This window comes from Xanthomonas sp. CFBP 8443 (genome assembly GCF_025666195.1).
Classification (GTDB): Bacteria; Pseudomonadota; Gammaproteobacteria; order Xanthomonadales; family Xanthomonadaceae; genus Xanthomonas_A.
This window is the reverse complement of sequence record NZ_CP102592.1, coordinates 3,970,721-3,985,488: the sequence shown is the minus strand read 5'-3', so window position 1 is coordinate 3,985,488 and position 14,768 is coordinate 3,970,721. Positions and strand designations below refer to the sequence as shown.

The 14,768-nt window shown below is 67.7% G+C and carries 15 protein-coding genes; 10 read left to right on the top strand and 5 right to left on the bottom strand.

Going from position 1 to position 14,768, the window contains the following annotated elements:
• Positions 1-65: 65 nt before the first annotated feature.
• The 7 genes from NUG20_RS16660 to trxC all read left to right on the top strand — a co-directional run bounded on the left by NUG20_RS16660 (position 66) and on the right by trxC (position 7,296).
• Entirely contained in the window at positions 66-1,148 is a 1,083-nt protein-coding gene (locus NUG20_RS16660) for an efflux RND transporter periplasmic adaptor subunit (protein WP_263395541.1), read from the top strand.
• 1 nt (position 1,149) lies between these two features.
• Positions 1,150-4,374 carry an efflux RND transporter permease subunit gene (locus NUG20_RS16655; RefSeq protein ID WP_263395540.1) on the top strand — a complete coding sequence of 1,075 codons (3,225 nt, stop codon included), beginning with the start codon at positions 1,150-1,152 and terminating at the stop codon, positions 4,372-4,374.
• Between the two features lie 84 nt (positions 4,375-4,458).
• A complete protein-coding gene (locus NUG20_RS16650; protein ID WP_263395539.1) occupies positions 4,459-4,836 on the top strand; it encodes an OsmC family peroxiredoxin in 378 nt (125 codons plus the stop codon).
• 253 nt (positions 4,837-5,089) lie between these two features.
• Positions 5,090-6,085, top strand: coding sequence for a trypsin-like serine peptidase (locus NUG20_RS16645; protein ID WP_263395538.1), 996 nt, complete (start codon positions 5,090-5,092; stop codon positions 6,083-6,085).
• A 101-nt stretch (positions 6,086-6,186) separates the two neighbouring features.
• Positions 6,187-6,465, top strand: a complete 279-nt coding sequence (locus tag NUG20_RS16640) for a hypothetical protein (protein WP_263395537.1) — start codon at positions 6,187-6,189, stop codon at positions 6,463-6,465.
• Between the two features lie 82 nt (positions 6,466-6,547).
• Positions 6,548-6,853 (top strand): SRPBCC family protein, encoded by a 306-nt coding sequence (locus NUG20_RS16635; RefSeq protein WP_263395536.1) that lies wholly within the window; start codon positions 6,548-6,550, stop codon positions 6,851-6,853.
• Positions 6,850-7,296 carry a thioredoxin TrxC gene (gene trxC / locus NUG20_RS16630; protein WP_263395535.1) on the top strand — a complete coding sequence of 149 codons (447 nt, stop codon included), beginning with the start codon at positions 6,850-6,852 and terminating at the stop codon, positions 7,294-7,296. Before NUG20_RS16635 ends, trxC begins: the two co-directional genes overlap by 4 nt.
• A gap of 118 nt (positions 7,297-7,414) precedes the next feature.
• Here trxC and NUG20_RS16625 read toward each other — a convergent pair whose 3' ends face one another.
• The 3 genes from NUG20_RS16625 to NUG20_RS16615 form a co-directional block, all read right to left on the bottom strand.
• Positions 7,415-8,227 carry a S1/P1 nuclease gene (locus tag NUG20_RS16625; RefSeq protein WP_263395534.1) on the bottom strand — a complete coding sequence of 271 codons (813 nt, stop codon included), beginning with the start codon at positions 8,225-8,227 and terminating at the stop codon, positions 7,415-7,417.
• Positions 8,228-8,332: 105 nt separating this feature from the next.
• The gene (locus NUG20_RS16620; RefSeq protein WP_263395533.1) at positions 8,333-8,953 is read right to left on the bottom strand and encodes an OmpW/AlkL family protein; all 621 of its coding nucleotides are present in this window, start codon (positions 8,951-8,953) and stop codon (positions 8,333-8,335) included.
• Between the two features lie 118 nt (positions 8,954-9,071).
• Complete coding sequence (locus tag NUG20_RS16615; protein WP_263395532.1) at positions 9,072-9,701, bottom strand: OmpW/AlkL family protein; 630 nt, start codon at positions 9,699-9,701, stop codon at positions 9,072-9,074.
• Positions 9,702-9,860: 159 nt separating this feature from the next.
• Here NUG20_RS16615 and gap point away from each other — a divergent pair, with 159 nt between their 5' ends.
• The gene (gene gap, locus NUG20_RS16610; RefSeq protein ID WP_263395531.1) at positions 9,861-10,862 is read left to right on the top strand and encodes a type I glyceraldehyde-3-phosphate dehydrogenase; all 1,002 of its coding nucleotides are present in this window, start codon (positions 9,861-9,863) and stop codon (positions 10,860-10,862) included.
• Between the two features lie 231 nt (positions 10,863-11,093).
• On the opposite strand, the gene NUG20_RS16605 is transcribed toward gap, so the two are convergent.
• Both NUG20_RS16605 and NUG20_RS16600 read right to left on the bottom strand, forming a co-directional pair.
• A complete protein-coding gene (locus tag NUG20_RS16605; protein ID WP_263395530.1) occupies positions 11,094-11,555 on the bottom strand; it encodes a hypothetical protein in 462 nt (153 codons plus the stop codon).
• 430 nt (positions 11,556-11,985) lie between these two features.
• Entirely contained in the window at positions 11,986-12,585 is a 600-nt protein-coding gene (locus tag NUG20_RS16600) for a TetR/AcrR family transcriptional regulator (RefSeq protein WP_263395529.1), read from the bottom strand.
• A gap of 217 nt (positions 12,586-12,802) precedes the next feature.
• On the opposite strand from NUG20_RS16600, the gene NUG20_RS16595 reads away from it, so the two are divergent.
• A complete protein-coding gene (locus tag NUG20_RS16595) occupies positions 12,803-13,897 on the top strand; it encodes an alkene reductase (RefSeq protein ID WP_263395528.1) in 1,095 nt (364 codons plus the stop codon).
• 71 nt (positions 13,898-13,968) lie between these two features.
• Positions 13,969-14,757, top strand: a complete 789-nt coding sequence (locus NUG20_RS16590) for an SDR family NAD(P)-dependent oxidoreductase (RefSeq protein ID WP_263395527.1) — start codon at positions 13,969-13,971, stop codon at positions 14,755-14,757.
• The last annotated feature ends 11 nt before the right edge of the window (positions 14,758-14,768 follow it).

Below are 14,768 nucleotides of genomic sequence, written 5' to 3'. Positions count from 1 at the left end.
CGCAGCCAGCGACGGTTCGCTGGCACCGACCGGGTTCCGTGGAACCCTCGTCCTGGAGCCGCCGCGTGAAGCCGTTTGCCCTCTCGATCGCGCTGGCCGCGAGTCTGTCGCTCGCGGCGTGCCGCCACGAATCCCCCTCGGCGGTGCCGCCGCCGCTGCCTGCGCTGCAGACCGACGCGGTGGCGTTCGCCGATTCCTCCGCGCGTGCCTGGGACGGCGTGGTCGCTGCGGTGGACCATGCCGACCTGTCAGCGCAGACCGACGGGCGCGTGCGTGAGGTCACTGTGGACGTCGACGACCGTGTCGCCGCCGGCCAGGTGCTGCTGCGGCTCAGCGCCGTGGAGCAGCGCGCCGGCGTGGACAGCGCGCAGGCGCAGCTGCGTTCCGCCACGGCCAGTGCCGACGAAGCCGAGGCCAGCTATCGCCGCTACGCCGCGCTGGCCGGCGCGCAGTACGTGTCCAGGGCGCAGCTGGATCAGGTCCGGGCCACCCGCGATGCCGCGGTCGCGGCGCGCCAGTCCGCCTCCGCGCAGCTGGCGCAGGCGCGGCAGCCGGCCGACTACACGGTGATCCGTGCACCGTTTGCCGGCGTGGTCAGTGCGCGGCAGGTGCAGCCCGGCGAAGCGGTGGCGACGGGCCAGCTGCTGCTGTCGTTGTACGCGCCTGGGGCGCAGCGCATCGAGGTGCAGGTGCCGCAGTCCGATGCCGCGGCGATCCGCGCCGCGCCGCACGCGCAGGTGCGGCTGGACGACGGCCGCGCGCTGGCGGTGCAACGGGTGCGGGTGTTTCCCACCGCCGATCCGAACAGCCACAGCGTGACGGTGCGCGTGCCGCTGCCCGCGCTGCTGCCGGCACCGGCACCGGGCACGACCGCCAAGGTCGCGTTCGCCGTACCGACCGATGGCACCGACGCGGCCACGACCACGCTGTGGATGCCGCGTGCGGCGTTGCTGCAGCGTGGCGAACTCAGCGCGGCCTATGTGCTGGCCGCCGGCGCGCTGAGCCTGCGCCAGCTGCGCGTGGGCCGGCAGGAGCCGCAGCGGGTCGAAGTGCTGGCGGGATTACGCGTCGGCGAACGCGTGGCGCGCGATCCGGTCGCCGCCGGGCAGGCGCTGGCCGCGCAGCGGCGCGCGCTGGCGGAGCGCTGAGATGGCGGCGCGACTGGGCGTGTCCGGGCGTCTGGCGGCGGCGTTCCAGGCCAATCCGCTGGCCCCGTTGCTGGCGCTGCTGGGCCTGCTGCTGGGCCTGGCCGCGGTGGCGATCACTCCGCGCGAGGAAGAGCCGCAGATCGACGTGACCATGGCCACCGTGTCGGTGGCCTTCGCCGGCGCCGATGCGCGCGAAGTGGAGCAGCTGCTGAGCACGCCGCTGGAGCAGAAGCTGTCCGAGATCGAAGGGGTCAAGCACGTGTACTCGGTCAGCCGCCCGGGGCAGGCGCTGCTGACCGTCGAGTTCCAGGTCGGGGTGCCGCGCCAGGCGGCGCTGGTGCGCCTGTACAACCAGGTGTATTCGAACCTGGATGCGTTGCCGCAGGGCATGGGCGTGGGCACCCCGCTGATCAAACCCAAGGGCATCGACGACGTGCCGGTGATGGCGGTGACGTTGTGGAGCGACGATCCGCAGCGCAGCGCGGTGGACCTGGGCGAGGTCGCGCACACCCTGGAAAGCGAACTCAAGCGCATTCCCGGCACGCGCGACATCTACAGCATCGGCGCGCCGCAACGGGTACTGACGCTGACCCTGGATCCGACGCGGCTGGCCGCCTACGGCCTGACCGTGTCCGACCTGAGCCAGGCGCTGCAGGCGGCCAATGCGGTGCGCCAACTCGGCGAGCGCATCGGTGGCGGCCGCGCGGTGCCGGTCGCCGCCGGCACCTTCCTGGCCGATGCCGACACGGTGGCGTCGCTGGTGATCGGTGTGCACGACGGCCAACCGCTGCACCTGCGCGACGTGGCGCAGGTGCGCGCTGGCGCCGACCTGCCCAGCAGCTATGTCTGGTACGGCGCGCCGGCCGCACGCGGCGGTCCAGCACAGGGCCGCGCGCCGGCGGTGACCCTCGCCATCGCCAAGCAGCCCGGCAGCGATGCCGCCGCGATCACCCGAGCGGTCGCCGCGCGCCTGCAGCAGCTGCGCGGCGAAACGATCCCGCAAGGCGTGCACGCCCAAGTGACCCGCGATTACGGCGCCAGCGCCGACGCCAAGGCCGCCAAGCTGATCCACAAGCTGGTGTTCGCGACCGGTTCGGTGGTGCTGCTGGTGCTGTTCGCGCTGGGCTGGCGCGAGGCCATCGTGGTCGGCAGCGCGGTGGTGCTGACCCTGGCGCTGACCCTGTTCGCGTCGTGGGCGATGGGCTTCACCCTCAACCGGGTGTCGCTATTCGCGCTGATCTTCTCGATCGGCATCCTGGTCGACGACGCCATCGTGGTGGTGGAGAACATCCACCGGCACATGCGCGCCGGCGGCAAGACCCTGCGCGAGGCGATCCCGCCGGCAGTGGACGAGGTCGGTGGGCCGACCATCCTCGCCACCTTCACCGTGATCGCGGCGCTGATGCCGATGGCCTTCGTCAGCGGATTGATGGGGCCGTACATGCGGCCGATTCCGATCAACGCCTCGGTCGGCATGCTGCTGTCGCTGGCGATCGCCCTGATCGTGACCCCGTGGCTGGCGCTGAAGCTGCTGGCGCGGCATGCGCCGGCGACGTCCGATGCCGATGCCGGCAGCGAAACGGCGTCCGCATCGCCACGCCTGCAGCGCTTCTTCTCGAGACTGCTGCATCCCTTCCTCGCCCCCGAGCGCGGCGCGCGGCGGCGCGGCTGGTTGTTCGCCGGCATCGCCGCGCTGCTGGTGCTGGCGGTGTCGCTGGTCGGGCTGCAATGGGTGGTGATGAAGATGCTGCCGTTCGACGACAAGTCCGAACTGCAGATCGTGGTGGATCTGCCCGAAGGCAGCACGCTGCAGGACACCGATGCGCTGCTGGTCGAGCTGGCCGGCGTGCTCGACCGCACCCAGGGCGTGCACGACTACCAGGGCTATGCCGGCACCTCGGCGCCGGTCAATTTCAACGGCCTGGTGCGCCAGTACTATCTGCGCAGCGGCAACAACGTCGGCGACCTGCAGGTGAATCTGGTCGACAAACACCTGCGCACCCGGCAGAGCCACGCCATCGCGCGCGCGTTGCGTCCCGAACTGGCGGCGATCGCGCGCCGTCATGGCGCGGCGCTGAAGGTGGTGGAGGTGCCGCCGGGCCCGCCGGTGCTGGCGCCGCTGGTCGCCGAGGTGTACGGCCCGGACTACGCGCGCAGCCGCCAGCTGGCCCTGGCTTTGCAGCGGCGCTTCCTGCGCACGCCGAACGTGGTCGATGTGGATACCAGCGTGGAAAGCGCCGCGATGCGCGAGGTGATCGTGGTCGATCGGGTGCGCGCGGCGCGGCTGGGCGTGACCCAATCGGCGATCGCCGATGCGCTGGCGGCGTCGGTGCAGGGCGTGGACGCGACCTGGCTGCACGATGGCGCGTCCAAGTATCCGCAACCGATGCGGCTGCGCCTGGCCGCGGCCGACCAGGCCGGCGTCGCGCGCATGCTGGCGCTGCACGTGCGCGGCGGCGACGGCCAACTGGTGCCGTTGTCGGAGCTGGTCGCGGTGCAGCGGCTGCCCTGGGACGGTGCGATCTCGCACAAGGATCTGCGGCCGGTGGTGTACGTCACCGGCGACGAGGCCGGGCGCCTGGACAGCCCGCTGTACGGTATGTTCGACCTGGTCGGGCAGCTGCGCCAACACCGCGTCGGCGGGCAGGCGGTGGCGCAGTCTTTCATCGCGCAACCGCTCGACAGCGGCGACTTCGCGGTCAAGTGGGAGGGCGAGTGGCAGATCACCTACGAGACCTTCCGCGACATGGGCATCGCCTACGCGGTCGGCCTGCTGCTGATCTATCTGCTGGTGGTGGCGCAGTTCCGCAGCTATCTGGTGCCGCTGGTGATCATGGCGCCGATCCCGCTGACGGTGATCGGGGTGCTGCCGGGACACGCGCTGCTCGGCGCGCAGTTCACCGCCACCAGCATGATCGGCATGATCGCGCTGGCCGGCATCATCGTGCGCAACTCGATCCTGCTGGTGGACTTCATCGGCCAGGCGTTGGCGCGGGGCCGCAGCGCCGAGCAGGCGGTGGTGGAGGCCTGCGCGGTGCGCGCGCCGCCGATCGTGCTGACCGGGTTGGCGGCGATGCTGGGCGCATTCTTCATCCTCGACGACCCGATCTTCAACGGTCTGGCGGTGGCGCTGATCTTCGGCATCCTGGTCAGCACCGCGCTGACCCTGCTGGTGATCCCGCTGCTGTACTACCCATTGGCGCGCCGCGCTGCCAAGCCGGCGTGAGCGCGATGCGCATGCGCGTCCATGCGGTCTTTGCAGTGCCGGCGTAGAGCCGGCGATTCCGTCATCGACGTCCTGGAAATCCGCATGAGCATCGGCGATCCGATCCGCGTCACCCTCGAACAGGAGACGGATTTCGCGTTCCGCATCCAGTTCGACGAAACCGATCTGGCGCCGTGGCTGGGCGACGAGACCGCGCCGCTCGGTCACGAACGCGGGCCCAATCCCTCGCGCATCCTGTTGGCCAGCATCGTCAATGGCCTGGCCGCCAGCCTGCTGTTCGCGATGCGCAAGTTCAAGAACGATCCGGTCGGCGTGGTCGCGCACATCACCGCCACGCCGATGCGCAACGCGGACGGCTTCTGGCGCATTCCGCAGGCGTCGGTGGAACTGCAACTGCCCGACGGCAACCAGAGCTGCGCTCCATCCGGACGACGCACGCAGGCTGCGGCTTCGTTGCAGTAGTTAAGAAAAACGTCAGAGGCATGAAGCGCTCCTGTTAGTCGGACACGAGCTGCAGCTGAATGCGAAGAGGATTCGTCCGATCGCCGGGACGCATGGCGCGAGTATCGGAAGCAATCACAGAATCAGTCGAAACTCTATCGTTTTCACGACTTTCTAACGCTGGCCGGCGTAGCCGTCGATTGGCGTGGCTGGCATGGGATAGCAATTGCCGATCACGCTGCTAAGGATCATTCAACTGACAACGGAGCTTGTTATGAAAAATCTAGCCGTTCTGAGTTTGGTGTTGCTGGTTTCGGCCCCCGCGGTTAATACGGCGGTAGCAAAGGAAGCCACATTCGAGAAGTTGAACAAGAAAGCCAGCTTCATACATGGCGACAATCTGGTGACAAACGTTCTACCGGAAAGGGGTGCTTCGGCTGACGACCGTCTGCAGTCACCGCAGCAGAAGGCCGCCGGGCTAAGTGCTGTCATGGTCACCCGCAATGGCGACTTGTACGAATCCAGGATGGATCCGGAAGATGTCGCCATTTTCGAGCAGGCCATCATGGACTTGCAGATGCTTGGCCGCACATCCACGACGTTCAGCACGCCTCCGAGGCTTCCAGATTTCTACAGAAGCAGTCGCGTCAATCCCAATGTCGTTATCGGCACCGACGACCGGGTGCAAGTGTCGAATACCGTGGCGTCTCCGTACTGGCATATCGGTCGTATCGGAATCGGTTGTACCGGTACGCTGATTACGCCGAAACATGTCCTCACCGCGGGGCACTGTATATCCAACGGAGCGGGTACCTTTTATTCCAGCCTGGATTTCACCACGGCGCAGAACGGTAGCTATCAGCCTTGGGGGACGACCACATGGTCGAGGGCCATCACCACGTCGGCATGGCACAACAGCGCGGACAGCAACTACGATTACGCGCTGATCGTGCTGAGCACGGCTCCGCATGGCGGCAACTCCGGCTGGGGCGTGTATTCGGGAGGTACGCATACCATCACCGGTTATCCAGGTGACAAACCTCTGGGTACGATGTGGACGCATTCCGGGTCGGTATCGACCAGTGGTTCTTACAGGCTTTGCTATACCATCGATACCTTCGGCGGGAACAGCGGAAGCGGGATTGCAAGCGACGGTGGGGTCAATGTCCGCGGGATCCATACTACGGGATCGTCCAGTCAGAACTGTGGAACGAGGCTGACCAGCACCGTCTACAACACGCTTCAAAACTGGATCGCTACGTACCCGTGACTGCTCATTGACGCTGACTTGAAGTAACACGGACGTGGTGCGCCGCATGGCTGGCGCACCACGTTTTCGCGGCGTATCGGCCAACGCGCGAGGAGGCAAATATGAAAACGGTTTTTATTGCAGCGCTGGTGCTGTTGACAGGCTGCGGCCTCGACCGTACACAGCCGACCAAGAATCAAGAGCCGTTGGAGCGCGCGCTGATTGTCGGCAGTGCAGAATCTCCGGACCCAGTGCTGGTCAAGGTCATGGAGTTGGAAAAAAGCGGTGTAGTGGAAGATGTCGTCGTGCACGAATCCTTTCCCGTGCAGATCCGCTTGCGCGCACCACAGAAAGTAATCGACGAGCTCAATGGAATTCCTCGGTCCGGCAAGTTGCGTTAGCGGTAGCCGACTTTACCGGGGATACTTACTCGACTCATCCGCATTTCGGGGGACTGGCATGGCAGTAGGCGACGCGCTAGAGATGAATTGGCTGGCGTCTTGCTCTCGTTCGGTTGACGTCGTCGGAACGACGAACCCAGGCCGCAGCCGCCATGCCCACCACCCGCATCGCCGGCCGCATCCATGCATTGCGCGCGGCGCCGTCCATCGCGCATCGATCGATTCCGACGCTGTCGCGACATGGACGGTTCCCGGCGGCGTGACCAGCGAGGTCCATGTTTTCGAAGCGCGCGAGCAGGGGCGGTGCCGCATCTCGCTCACCTATACGGTCAAGGACGCGCACGGCACTGTGCTGCTGGGCGACAAGAGCATCGAGGCCGGCGTGTGAGCGATCCGCTGCACATCGCCTGCCCGCACTGCCAGGCGCTGAACCGGGTGCCGGGCGAGCGCCTGGCGGCGGCGCCGCAATGCGGCCGCTGCCATCGCGCGCTGTTCGTCGGTGCGCCGGTGGTGCTGACGGGGAACAACTTCGCCGCCCACGCCGAGCGCAGCGACATCGCGTTGCTGGTGGATTTCTGGGCGCCGTGGTGCGGCCCGTGCCGGACCATGGCACCGCAGTTCGAGGCCGCTGCCGCGCAACTGGAGCCACGCCTGCGCCTGGGCAAGCTGGATACCGAAGCACAGCCGGCGCTGGCGACGCGCTTCGGCATCCGCAGCATTCCGACTTTGGCCTTGCTGCGGCATGGCCGCGAGCTGGCGCGGCACAGCGGCGCGATCGGTGTTGCCGAGATCGTGCGCTGGGCGCGACGGCATGCCGGCCAGGTCCCGTAGTGCGCCGAATCCCGCCGTATTCCTGTAGGAGCGGCTTCAGCCGCGACAGGATCTATCGGTAAGGCCTGTCGCGGCTGAAGCCGCTCCTACAAAAAGCAGATGGAGCAGATGCCGCGCGCTACTTCCCCAGCGCAGCGTTCAGCGTCGCCGCCAGATCCGCGCCGGCCTGGCGCAGCTGCGCCTCGGCGACCGGGCGCCAGGTCGTCACGTAGTCCGGCGGCAACTTGGCGCCGGGCGGGTAGAAGCCCGGGCGCAGCATGATCCGGCACGAGGCTTCGGCCCAGGCCGCGGCCGGCGGCGGCAGCGCGCTGCCGGCCGGCGAGGGCGCCGGTAGCGGCTGTGCCTGCAACTGCGCCAGGTAGTGCGCTTCGTCCAGGCCGCGGCTGCGCAGCAGCCCGCTGTCCCACAGCGCGTGCAGGTTGCTGCCCTTGCCCTCGAACTGGATCTGGAAGGTGTTGGCGCCCTTGTCGCGCGCATAGCCGGCGTGCAGCGGCTGCTGGATGTCGCCGGCGAAATGCACCACGAACTTCAGCGCCTGGGTGCGCGTCGCCTGCGGCTGGCTGCGGTCGGCCAGGATCGCGGCCTGGCGGCGCAGCGCTTCCACCGCGCAGTTGCCGTCGGGGCAATCGCGGTTTTCCTCGTAGTGGCACTGGTCTTCGCCGAGGTTGACGTAGTGCCATGGGCCGGTGCGCTTGCCCATGTCCGGGTCGCTTTCGCGCAATTGGTCGGCCCAGTTGGCGACGCCGGCCAGGGTCGGCTCGGCTTCGCCCTGCAGCAGTTGCTGGACCTGCGCGCGTGCCTGCGGAGTGAGTTGGGAATCGGCCAGGTCGGCGACCAGGCGATGGCCCAGCGGGCCCCAGGCGAAGGCGGCCGACGGCGCGGCGGCCAGGGCCGCGGCGAGCGCGGCGGAAACGAAGAGAGAGGATTTCATGCGCGGATTCTAGCCGGCGCCGATGACGTTGCCATGGCCGCGTCATCGCGCCGTTGCGCAACCGCTAAGCCTCGCCCACGCGGCGAGGCCCGCGAGCGCGTTGGATCAGAAGTACATCATGTAGGCGACGCCGTAGGTGATCGGGTCGAGCTTGGCCTCGCCGAGCTTGCCGCTGTTCACTTCCACGTCGCTGCGCATGCTGGTCCAGCGCGCGTCCACACGCAGCGCGCTGCGCTCGCCCACGGCGAAGTCCACGCCGGCATGCACCGCAGGGCCGAAGCTGTCCTTGAACTTGACGTCTTCCCTGGAGAACGCGCCCTTGCCGTCGGCGCCCAGGAAGGTGGTGTAGTTGAGGCCGACGCCGACGAACGGGGAGATGTCGCCGTTGCCGTTGAAGTGGTACTGCAGCGAGAACGTCGGCGACAGCGCCCAGGCGCGGCCGACATCGCCGCCCTGTTCCAGGCCGATCTTCTGCTGCCCGACCAGGGTCTGGATCTCCAGGCCGAGGTTGCCGCGGAAGAAGTATTCGTAGCTGAACGAGAGCGCCGGCGTGGTGTCGGCGCTGAAACGCTGGTCGCTGCCCTCCAGCGTGCCGTTCGACGAGCCGGGCACCATGCCGTGGATGCCGTAGCTGGTGGTGTAGTGGCCGGCCGACTGCGCCGCGGCGGGCAGGGCGATGGCAGCGAGGGCGGCGACGGCGAGACGGCGGAACAGGCGTGGCTTCATTGGGGACCCCGGTGGACGGCGAATGGGCGGATGCGAATCCCAGTGCCGGCCCGGCGGCGGCCGATCCACATCCTTGTGGAGCCTAGTCTGCCAGAGAAGCGGCGTCGCCGTGCAGCCCTCAGAACTTCATCACATAGGCCAGGCCGTACACCAGCGGATCGATCTGCGCGGTGCCCATGCTGGCGCCATCGACCTTGACCTTGCTGTCGATGTCGGCCCAGCGCAGGTCCACCCGCAGCGCCGAGGTGTCGGTGAGCGCGAAGTCCACGCCGACGTGCGCGGCCAGGCCCCAGGAATCTTCCAGCTTGAGCTTGGTGCCGGCCAGCGCGCCGCTGGTGTCCTCGCTGAAGAAGGTGGTGTAGTTGATGCCGGCGCCGACGAACGGGGAGACCTTGCCGGCGCTGTTGAAGTGGTACTGCAGCGAGACCACCGGCGGCAGGTGCTTGGTGCTGCCGACCTTGCCGACGCCCTTGACGTCGATATCGTGCTTGAACGGCAGCGCGGCCAGCACCTCGATGCCCAGGTCCTGGCGAACGAAGTATTCGAAGGTGACGGTCGGCTTGATGTCGCTGCCGATGCTCAGCGGCAGCGTGCCGCCGGCCAGCTTGCCGTTGTCGGATTTCGGATTGACTTGGTGGGCGCCGATGCCCACGGTCCAGTCGCCCTGCGACTGCGCCAGCGCGGGCAGGGCGCACAGCGAAAGGGCGGCCGCCAGGCCGGACAGCAGGAGGGGGGAGGTCTTGCGCATGATGAGGTCTCGGTTGGGTGTGGGCGCAGTGTCCTGCCAAGGGCTGCGCGCCGCCTTGATCCTGATCAAAACCGGGTGCAGGGCGCGATACGGCCGGCCTGATAGAATGTCGTCCCCCTTCCATCCGCCGCGTCAGGCGCGGCCGCAGGAGCTACTGAAATGGCAATCAAGGTTGGCATCAACGGTTTCGGTCGCATCGGACGCAATGTGCTGCGCTCGGCGGTACAGAATTTCGGCAGCGACATCGAGATCGTCGCCATCAACGACCTGCTCGAGCCCGACTACCTGGCCTACATGCTGCAGTACGATTCGGTGCACGGCCGCTTCGACGGCGAGGTGTCGGTCGACGGCAATCACCTGGTGGTCAACGGCAAGAAGATCCGCCTGAGCCAGGAACGCGATCCGGCCGCGCTGAAGTGGGACGAGGTCGGCGCCGAGGTGGTGATCGAATCCACCGGCCTGTTCCTGACCAAGGACACCGCGCAGAAGCACATCGATGCCGGCGCCAAGAAGGTGATCCTGTCGGCGCCGTCCAAGGACGACACGCCGATGTTCGTGTATGGCGTCAACGACAGCACCTACGCCGGCCAGGCGATCGTCTCCAACGCCAGCTGCACCACCAACTGCCTGGCGCCGCTGGCCAAGGTGATCAACGACAAGTGGGGCATCAAGCGCGGCCTGATGACCACCGTGCACGCGGCCACCGCCACCCAGAAGACCGTGGACGGCCCCAGCAACAAGGATTGGCGCGGCGGCCGCGGCATCCTGGAGAACATCATCCCGTCCAGCACCGGTGCGGCCAAGGCGGTCGGCGTGGTGATTCCGGAGTTGAACAAAAAGCTGACCGGCATGAGCTTCCGCGTGCCGACCTCGGACGTGTCGGTGGTCGACCTGACCGTGGAGCTGGAAAAGCCGGCCACCTACGCCGAGATCTGCGCCGAGATCAAGGCGCAGAGCGAAGGCGCGCTGAAGGGCATCCTCGGCTACACCGAGGACAAGGTGGTGGCCACCGATTTCCGCGGCGACGCACGCACTTCGATCTTCGACGCCGACGCCGGCATCGCCCTGGACAGCACCTTCGTCAAGCTGGTGTCCTGGTACGACAACGAGTGGGGCTATTCCAACAAGTGTCTGGAGATGGTCAAGGTGGTGGCGAAGTAAGCCAGGCCGCGTCCGCACCGTCGCGCCGGATTCATCGCTTTGCCGGGGCTTGCCGTGCAATGTCCCGGCGGTGAATCTGGCGGTTGAATCGGCGGGCGACAGGGGAATGCAAAAAGGAGCGCAACTGCGCTCCTTTTTGTTTGAGACATGCCAGGAGCCGATCGGTCGGCACCTGATGCGCTTGCATGGCTATGCCTGGCGAGGTGCCCTCATGTCGGGCGGATGCGCCGGTTACAGCGAGTCCTTGGAGTTGTTGTCTTCGGTCTGCTCGTAGTCGGTGACGACGCCTTTCGCATCGTAGGAAACGGACAAGCTGTAGCCTTTGACGTTGCGCGCGCCGACACCATGTTTCTGCGCCTCGTTCACTGCCTGTCCGGTGTGCCAGCCGGGCAACATTCCCCTGACGATTCCGCCCACGGTCTCGCGCACTTTCTCGCCATGCGATTCGGTGGGACTGTAGCTCCAGGACGTCTCATATCCGCCTTCCTTCGCGGAGGCTCTATGCACATAGTCCGGATCGCCATAGATGGCGCGAACCTCTTCCTTCGTCGTCTTGCCGAGGACCAAGTTCTTCTTCAGCGCTTCGGTCGTGTAGAGGCTCGGGTCGTCCACCTTTGCGGCGAATGCCGGAGCAGCGAAGGTGGCGGCCAGCATGGCCGAGATGCAAAGCGTGCGAAAAGGTTTCATGGTCATGTCCGTTTACCTTGTGATTGCGCCTGAATTTCCAAATTCCATCCATACCATGCTGACACACCCGCATTCGGCTCGCATCAGCGATGCGCGCCGAGCTTAGGCATGCCGAAACGGCACCGTCAATATGATATTTGCGCTCATGCGCATTCATGCGGGTCGATGCACGCTGCATGGCGCATGGGCTTGCGGACAGCGCCCGCGTCGCGCGTGGTCGGCGGACCACTGCAAGCTCGGAGAGCGTCTTGTGATGGGATGCGCTCTTTCCGACATCGGTTGCCAGCGATGGCAGCCAAAGGAGGGGCGTGCGACGTGTTGGCTCTGCAGACGGCGTCCCGCCGAGCCAGCAGCCGCGGCGAGCGCGCTGGCGCCCGCGGCGGTATCGCGTCACCGCTGGCGGCGTGCGTGCATGTGGCGTTGCGGGGCGCCGCGATCACGCCGCGCCGCGCGTGTCTGTCTCCAGGCCCGGGTCCAACGATGCGAGCAGGGTGGCGCGGCAGGTGGCGAGGATCTCGTCCGCCAGCGGCGAATCGTCGGGGCAGGCCCGGGACATGACGATCGCGCCGAGGGCGTGCGCCAGCATGTCCAGGCGCTTGGCGCGCGCTTGGTCGGGGCCGCCGTCGGTCGCTGCAGCGTCCTCGCGTTCCAGGGCCGCCAATACGCCTTCGATGCCGTCCGCGAACGCGGCCCGCACCGCCTCCGGCTGGCGCGCGGCGTCGCCGCCCAGCGCGGCCATGGTGCAGCCGACCGTGCGGGTATCGCGGTGCGCGCGCGACACATAGCGGCGGACGAATTCCGGCGCATCGATTCCTCCGACCTGGGCCACCGTCTGCGCAATCCCGCATGCCGTCGCCTCCGCCGCCAGGTCGGCCTTGGACGCGAAGTGCTTGTAGAAGCCGCCGTGGGTGAAACCGGCGGCGGCCATCAGATCGGCCACGCCGATCCCCTCGTAGCCGCGCTCGCGAAACAGCGCGGACGCGGTTTCGACGATATGCGCCCGGTTCGCCTGCGCCTGCGCCTTGCTGACCTTCATCGCGGATGCCCTCCAGTGTCGCCTTTCCAGGGTCAAGGATACATTGATGCTGGTCATCATCAAAACATTGACAAGTTAGATTATGGTCGTCATCATTGCGTGGCTGCTTCGATTCACCTGTTTCCCGGGGGCGCCCGTCCATCGCCGCGCCGCGCCGCATTGCGGTGCCGATCGTCGCGCCGCCGGCACGCCTCCACCTTCGAGAACCAACGCCACCATGTCCGATACCGCACTGTTCACGCCGTACCCGCTGGGCCCGCTGACGCTCGCCAACCGCATCGTCATGGCGCCGCTGACCCGCAATCGCGCCGGCAAGGGCCTGGTGCCCAGCGAACTGGCCGCCACCTACTACGCCCAGCGCGCGTCCGCAGGCCTGTTGATCACCGAGGCGACGCAGATCTCGGTGGACGCGCAGGGCTACCAGGACACGCCCGGCATCTACACTCCGGCGCAGATCGAAGGATGGCGCGCGGTCACCGACGCGGTGCACGCCAAGGGCGGGCGCATCTTCGTGCAGCTGTGGCACGTCGGCCGCGTCTCGCACGTGGACCTGCGTCCCGGCGGGACCGCGCCGGTGGCGCCTTCGGCGATCGCCGCCGCCACCAAGACCTTCGTCAACAACGGCTTCGCCGACGTGTCCGCGCCGCGCGCGCTGGAGCGCGACGAGCTGCCGCGCATCGTGGACGACTTCCGCCAGGCCGCGATCAACGCCATCGCCGCCGGCTTCGACGGGGTGGAACTGCATGGCGCCAACGGCTATCTGCTGGAGCAGTTCGTCAAGGACGGCGCCAACCAGCGCAGCGACGCCTACGGCGGTTCCATCGAGAACCGCGCGCGCCTGTTGCTGGAGGTCGCCGCGGCGGTGGCCGCGGCCATCGGTGCCGACCGTACCGGCGTGCGCATCTCGCCGGTGTCGCCGGCCAACGGCATCTCCTGCAGCGATCCGCAGCCGCAGTACGACTACATCGCCGAGCGACTCAGCGCGCTGGGCATCGTCTACCTGCATGTGGTGGAGGGCGCCACCGGCGGGCCGCGCGACGTGGCGCCGTTCGACTACGCCGCGCTGCGCAGTCGCTTCAAGCAAACCTATCTGGCCAACAACGGCTACGACCCGGCGCTGGCCAGCGCCAGCCTTGCCGCCGGCAGCGCCGACCTGTTCGCCTTCGGCCGCGCGTTCATCGGCAATCCCGACCTGGTCGAGCGGTTGCAGGCCGGCGCGCCGCTGGCCGCCCCGGATCCGGCCACGCTCTATGGCGGCGGCGCCAAGGGCTACATCGATTACCCGACGCTGGCCGAAAGCGCCAGCGCCTGAGCGGCACCGTCGTCCCACCGGCCACGTCGTCGTGGCCGCACTTTCCCTTTCGATCCGAAGAGACCACTCGCATGAGCAGCACTTCCACCGTCCTCATCACCGGCGCCTCCAGCGGCATCGGCGCCGTCTACGCGCAGCGTTTCGCCCAGCGCGGCCACGACCTGGTCCTGGTCGCACGCGACAAGACCCGCCTGGACGCGCTCGCCGCGCGCCTGCGCGTGGAGCACAAGGTCGCGGTCGACGTACTGCAGGCCGATCTCACCGCAGCGGCCGACGTTGCGCAGGTCGAAGCGCGCCTGCGCGACGACGCGCGCATCGGCATCCTCATCAACAACGCCGGCATGGCCCAGTCCGGCGGCTTCGCCGAGCAGACGGGCGAGGGCGTCGAACGCCTGCTGGCGCTCAACACCACCGCGCTGACGCGGCTGGCGGTGGCGATCGCGCCGCGGCTGGCGCAGTCCGGCAACGGCGCGATCGTCAACATCGGCTCGGTGGTCGGCCTGGCGCCGGAATTCGGCATGACCGTGTACGGCGCGACCAAGGCCTTCGTGCTGTTCCTGTCGCAGGGCATGAACCTGGAACTGGCGCCCAAGGGCGTGTACGTGCAGGCGGTGCTTCCGGCGGCCACCCGCACCGAGATCTGGGAGCGTGCGGGCATCGACGTCAACACGCTGCCCGAGGTGATGGACGTCGAGGAACTGGTCGATGCGGCGCTGATCGGCTTCGATCGCCGCGAACTGGTGACCATCCCGCCGCTGCACGATGCCGACCGCTGGGACGCCCTCGACGGCGCCAGGCAGGCGCTGCTGGGAAGCATCCGCCAGGCCAATGCCGCGGAACGCTACCGGCCGGCGGCCTGAAGCCTGCAGCC

Excerpts from the sequence above, each read along its gene's own strand:
- NUG20_RS16655 (WP_263395540.1), top strand. The coding sequence starts at position 1,150 with ATGGCGGCGCGACTGGGCGTGTCCGGGCGTCTGGCGGCGGCGTTCCAG.
- NUG20_RS16650 (WP_263395539.1), top strand. The coding sequence starts at position 4,459 with ATGAGCATCGGCGATCCGATCCGCGTCACCCTCGAACAGGAGACGGAT.
- NUG20_RS16645 (WP_263395538.1), top strand. The coding sequence starts at position 5,090 with ATGAAAAATCTAGCCGTTCTGAGTTTGGTGTTGCTGGTTTCGGCCCCC.
- NUG20_RS16640 (WP_263395537.1), top strand. The coding sequence starts at position 6,187 with ATGAAAACGGTTTTTATTGCAGCGCTGGTGCTGTTGACAGGCTGCGGC.
- NUG20_RS16635 (WP_263395536.1), top strand. The coding sequence starts at position 6,548 with ATGAATTGGCTGGCGTCTTGCTCTCGTTCGGTTGACGTCGTCGGAACG.
- NUG20_RS16625 (WP_263395534.1), bottom strand. The coding sequence starts at position 8,227 with ATGAAATCCTCTCTCTTCGTTTCCGCCGCGCTCGCCGCGGCCCTGGCC.
- NUG20_RS16620 (WP_263395533.1), bottom strand. The coding sequence starts at position 8,953 with ATGAAGCCACGCCTGTTCCGCCGTCTCGCCGTCGCCGCCCTCGCTGCC.
- NUG20_RS16615 (WP_263395532.1), bottom strand. The coding sequence starts at position 9,701 with ATGCGCAAGACCTCCCCCCTCCTGCTGTCCGGCCTGGCGGCCGCCCTT.
- gap (WP_263395531.1), top strand. The coding sequence starts at position 9,861 with ATGGCAATCAAGGTTGGCATCAACGGTTTCGGTCGCATCGGACGCAAT.
- NUG20_RS16605 (WP_263395530.1), bottom strand. The coding sequence starts at position 11,555 with ATGACCATGAAACCTTTTCGCACGCTTTGCATCTCGGCCATGCTGGCC.
- NUG20_RS16600 (WP_263395529.1), bottom strand. The coding sequence starts at position 12,585 with ATGAAGGTCAGCAAGGCGCAGGCGCAGGCGAACCGGGCGCATATCGTC.
- NUG20_RS16595 (WP_263395528.1), top strand. The coding sequence starts at position 12,803 with ATGTCCGATACCGCACTGTTCACGCCGTACCCGCTGGGCCCGCTGACG.
- NUG20_RS16590 (WP_263395527.1), top strand. The coding sequence starts at position 13,969 with ATGAGCAGCACTTCCACCGTCCTCATCACCGGCGCCTCCAGCGGCATC.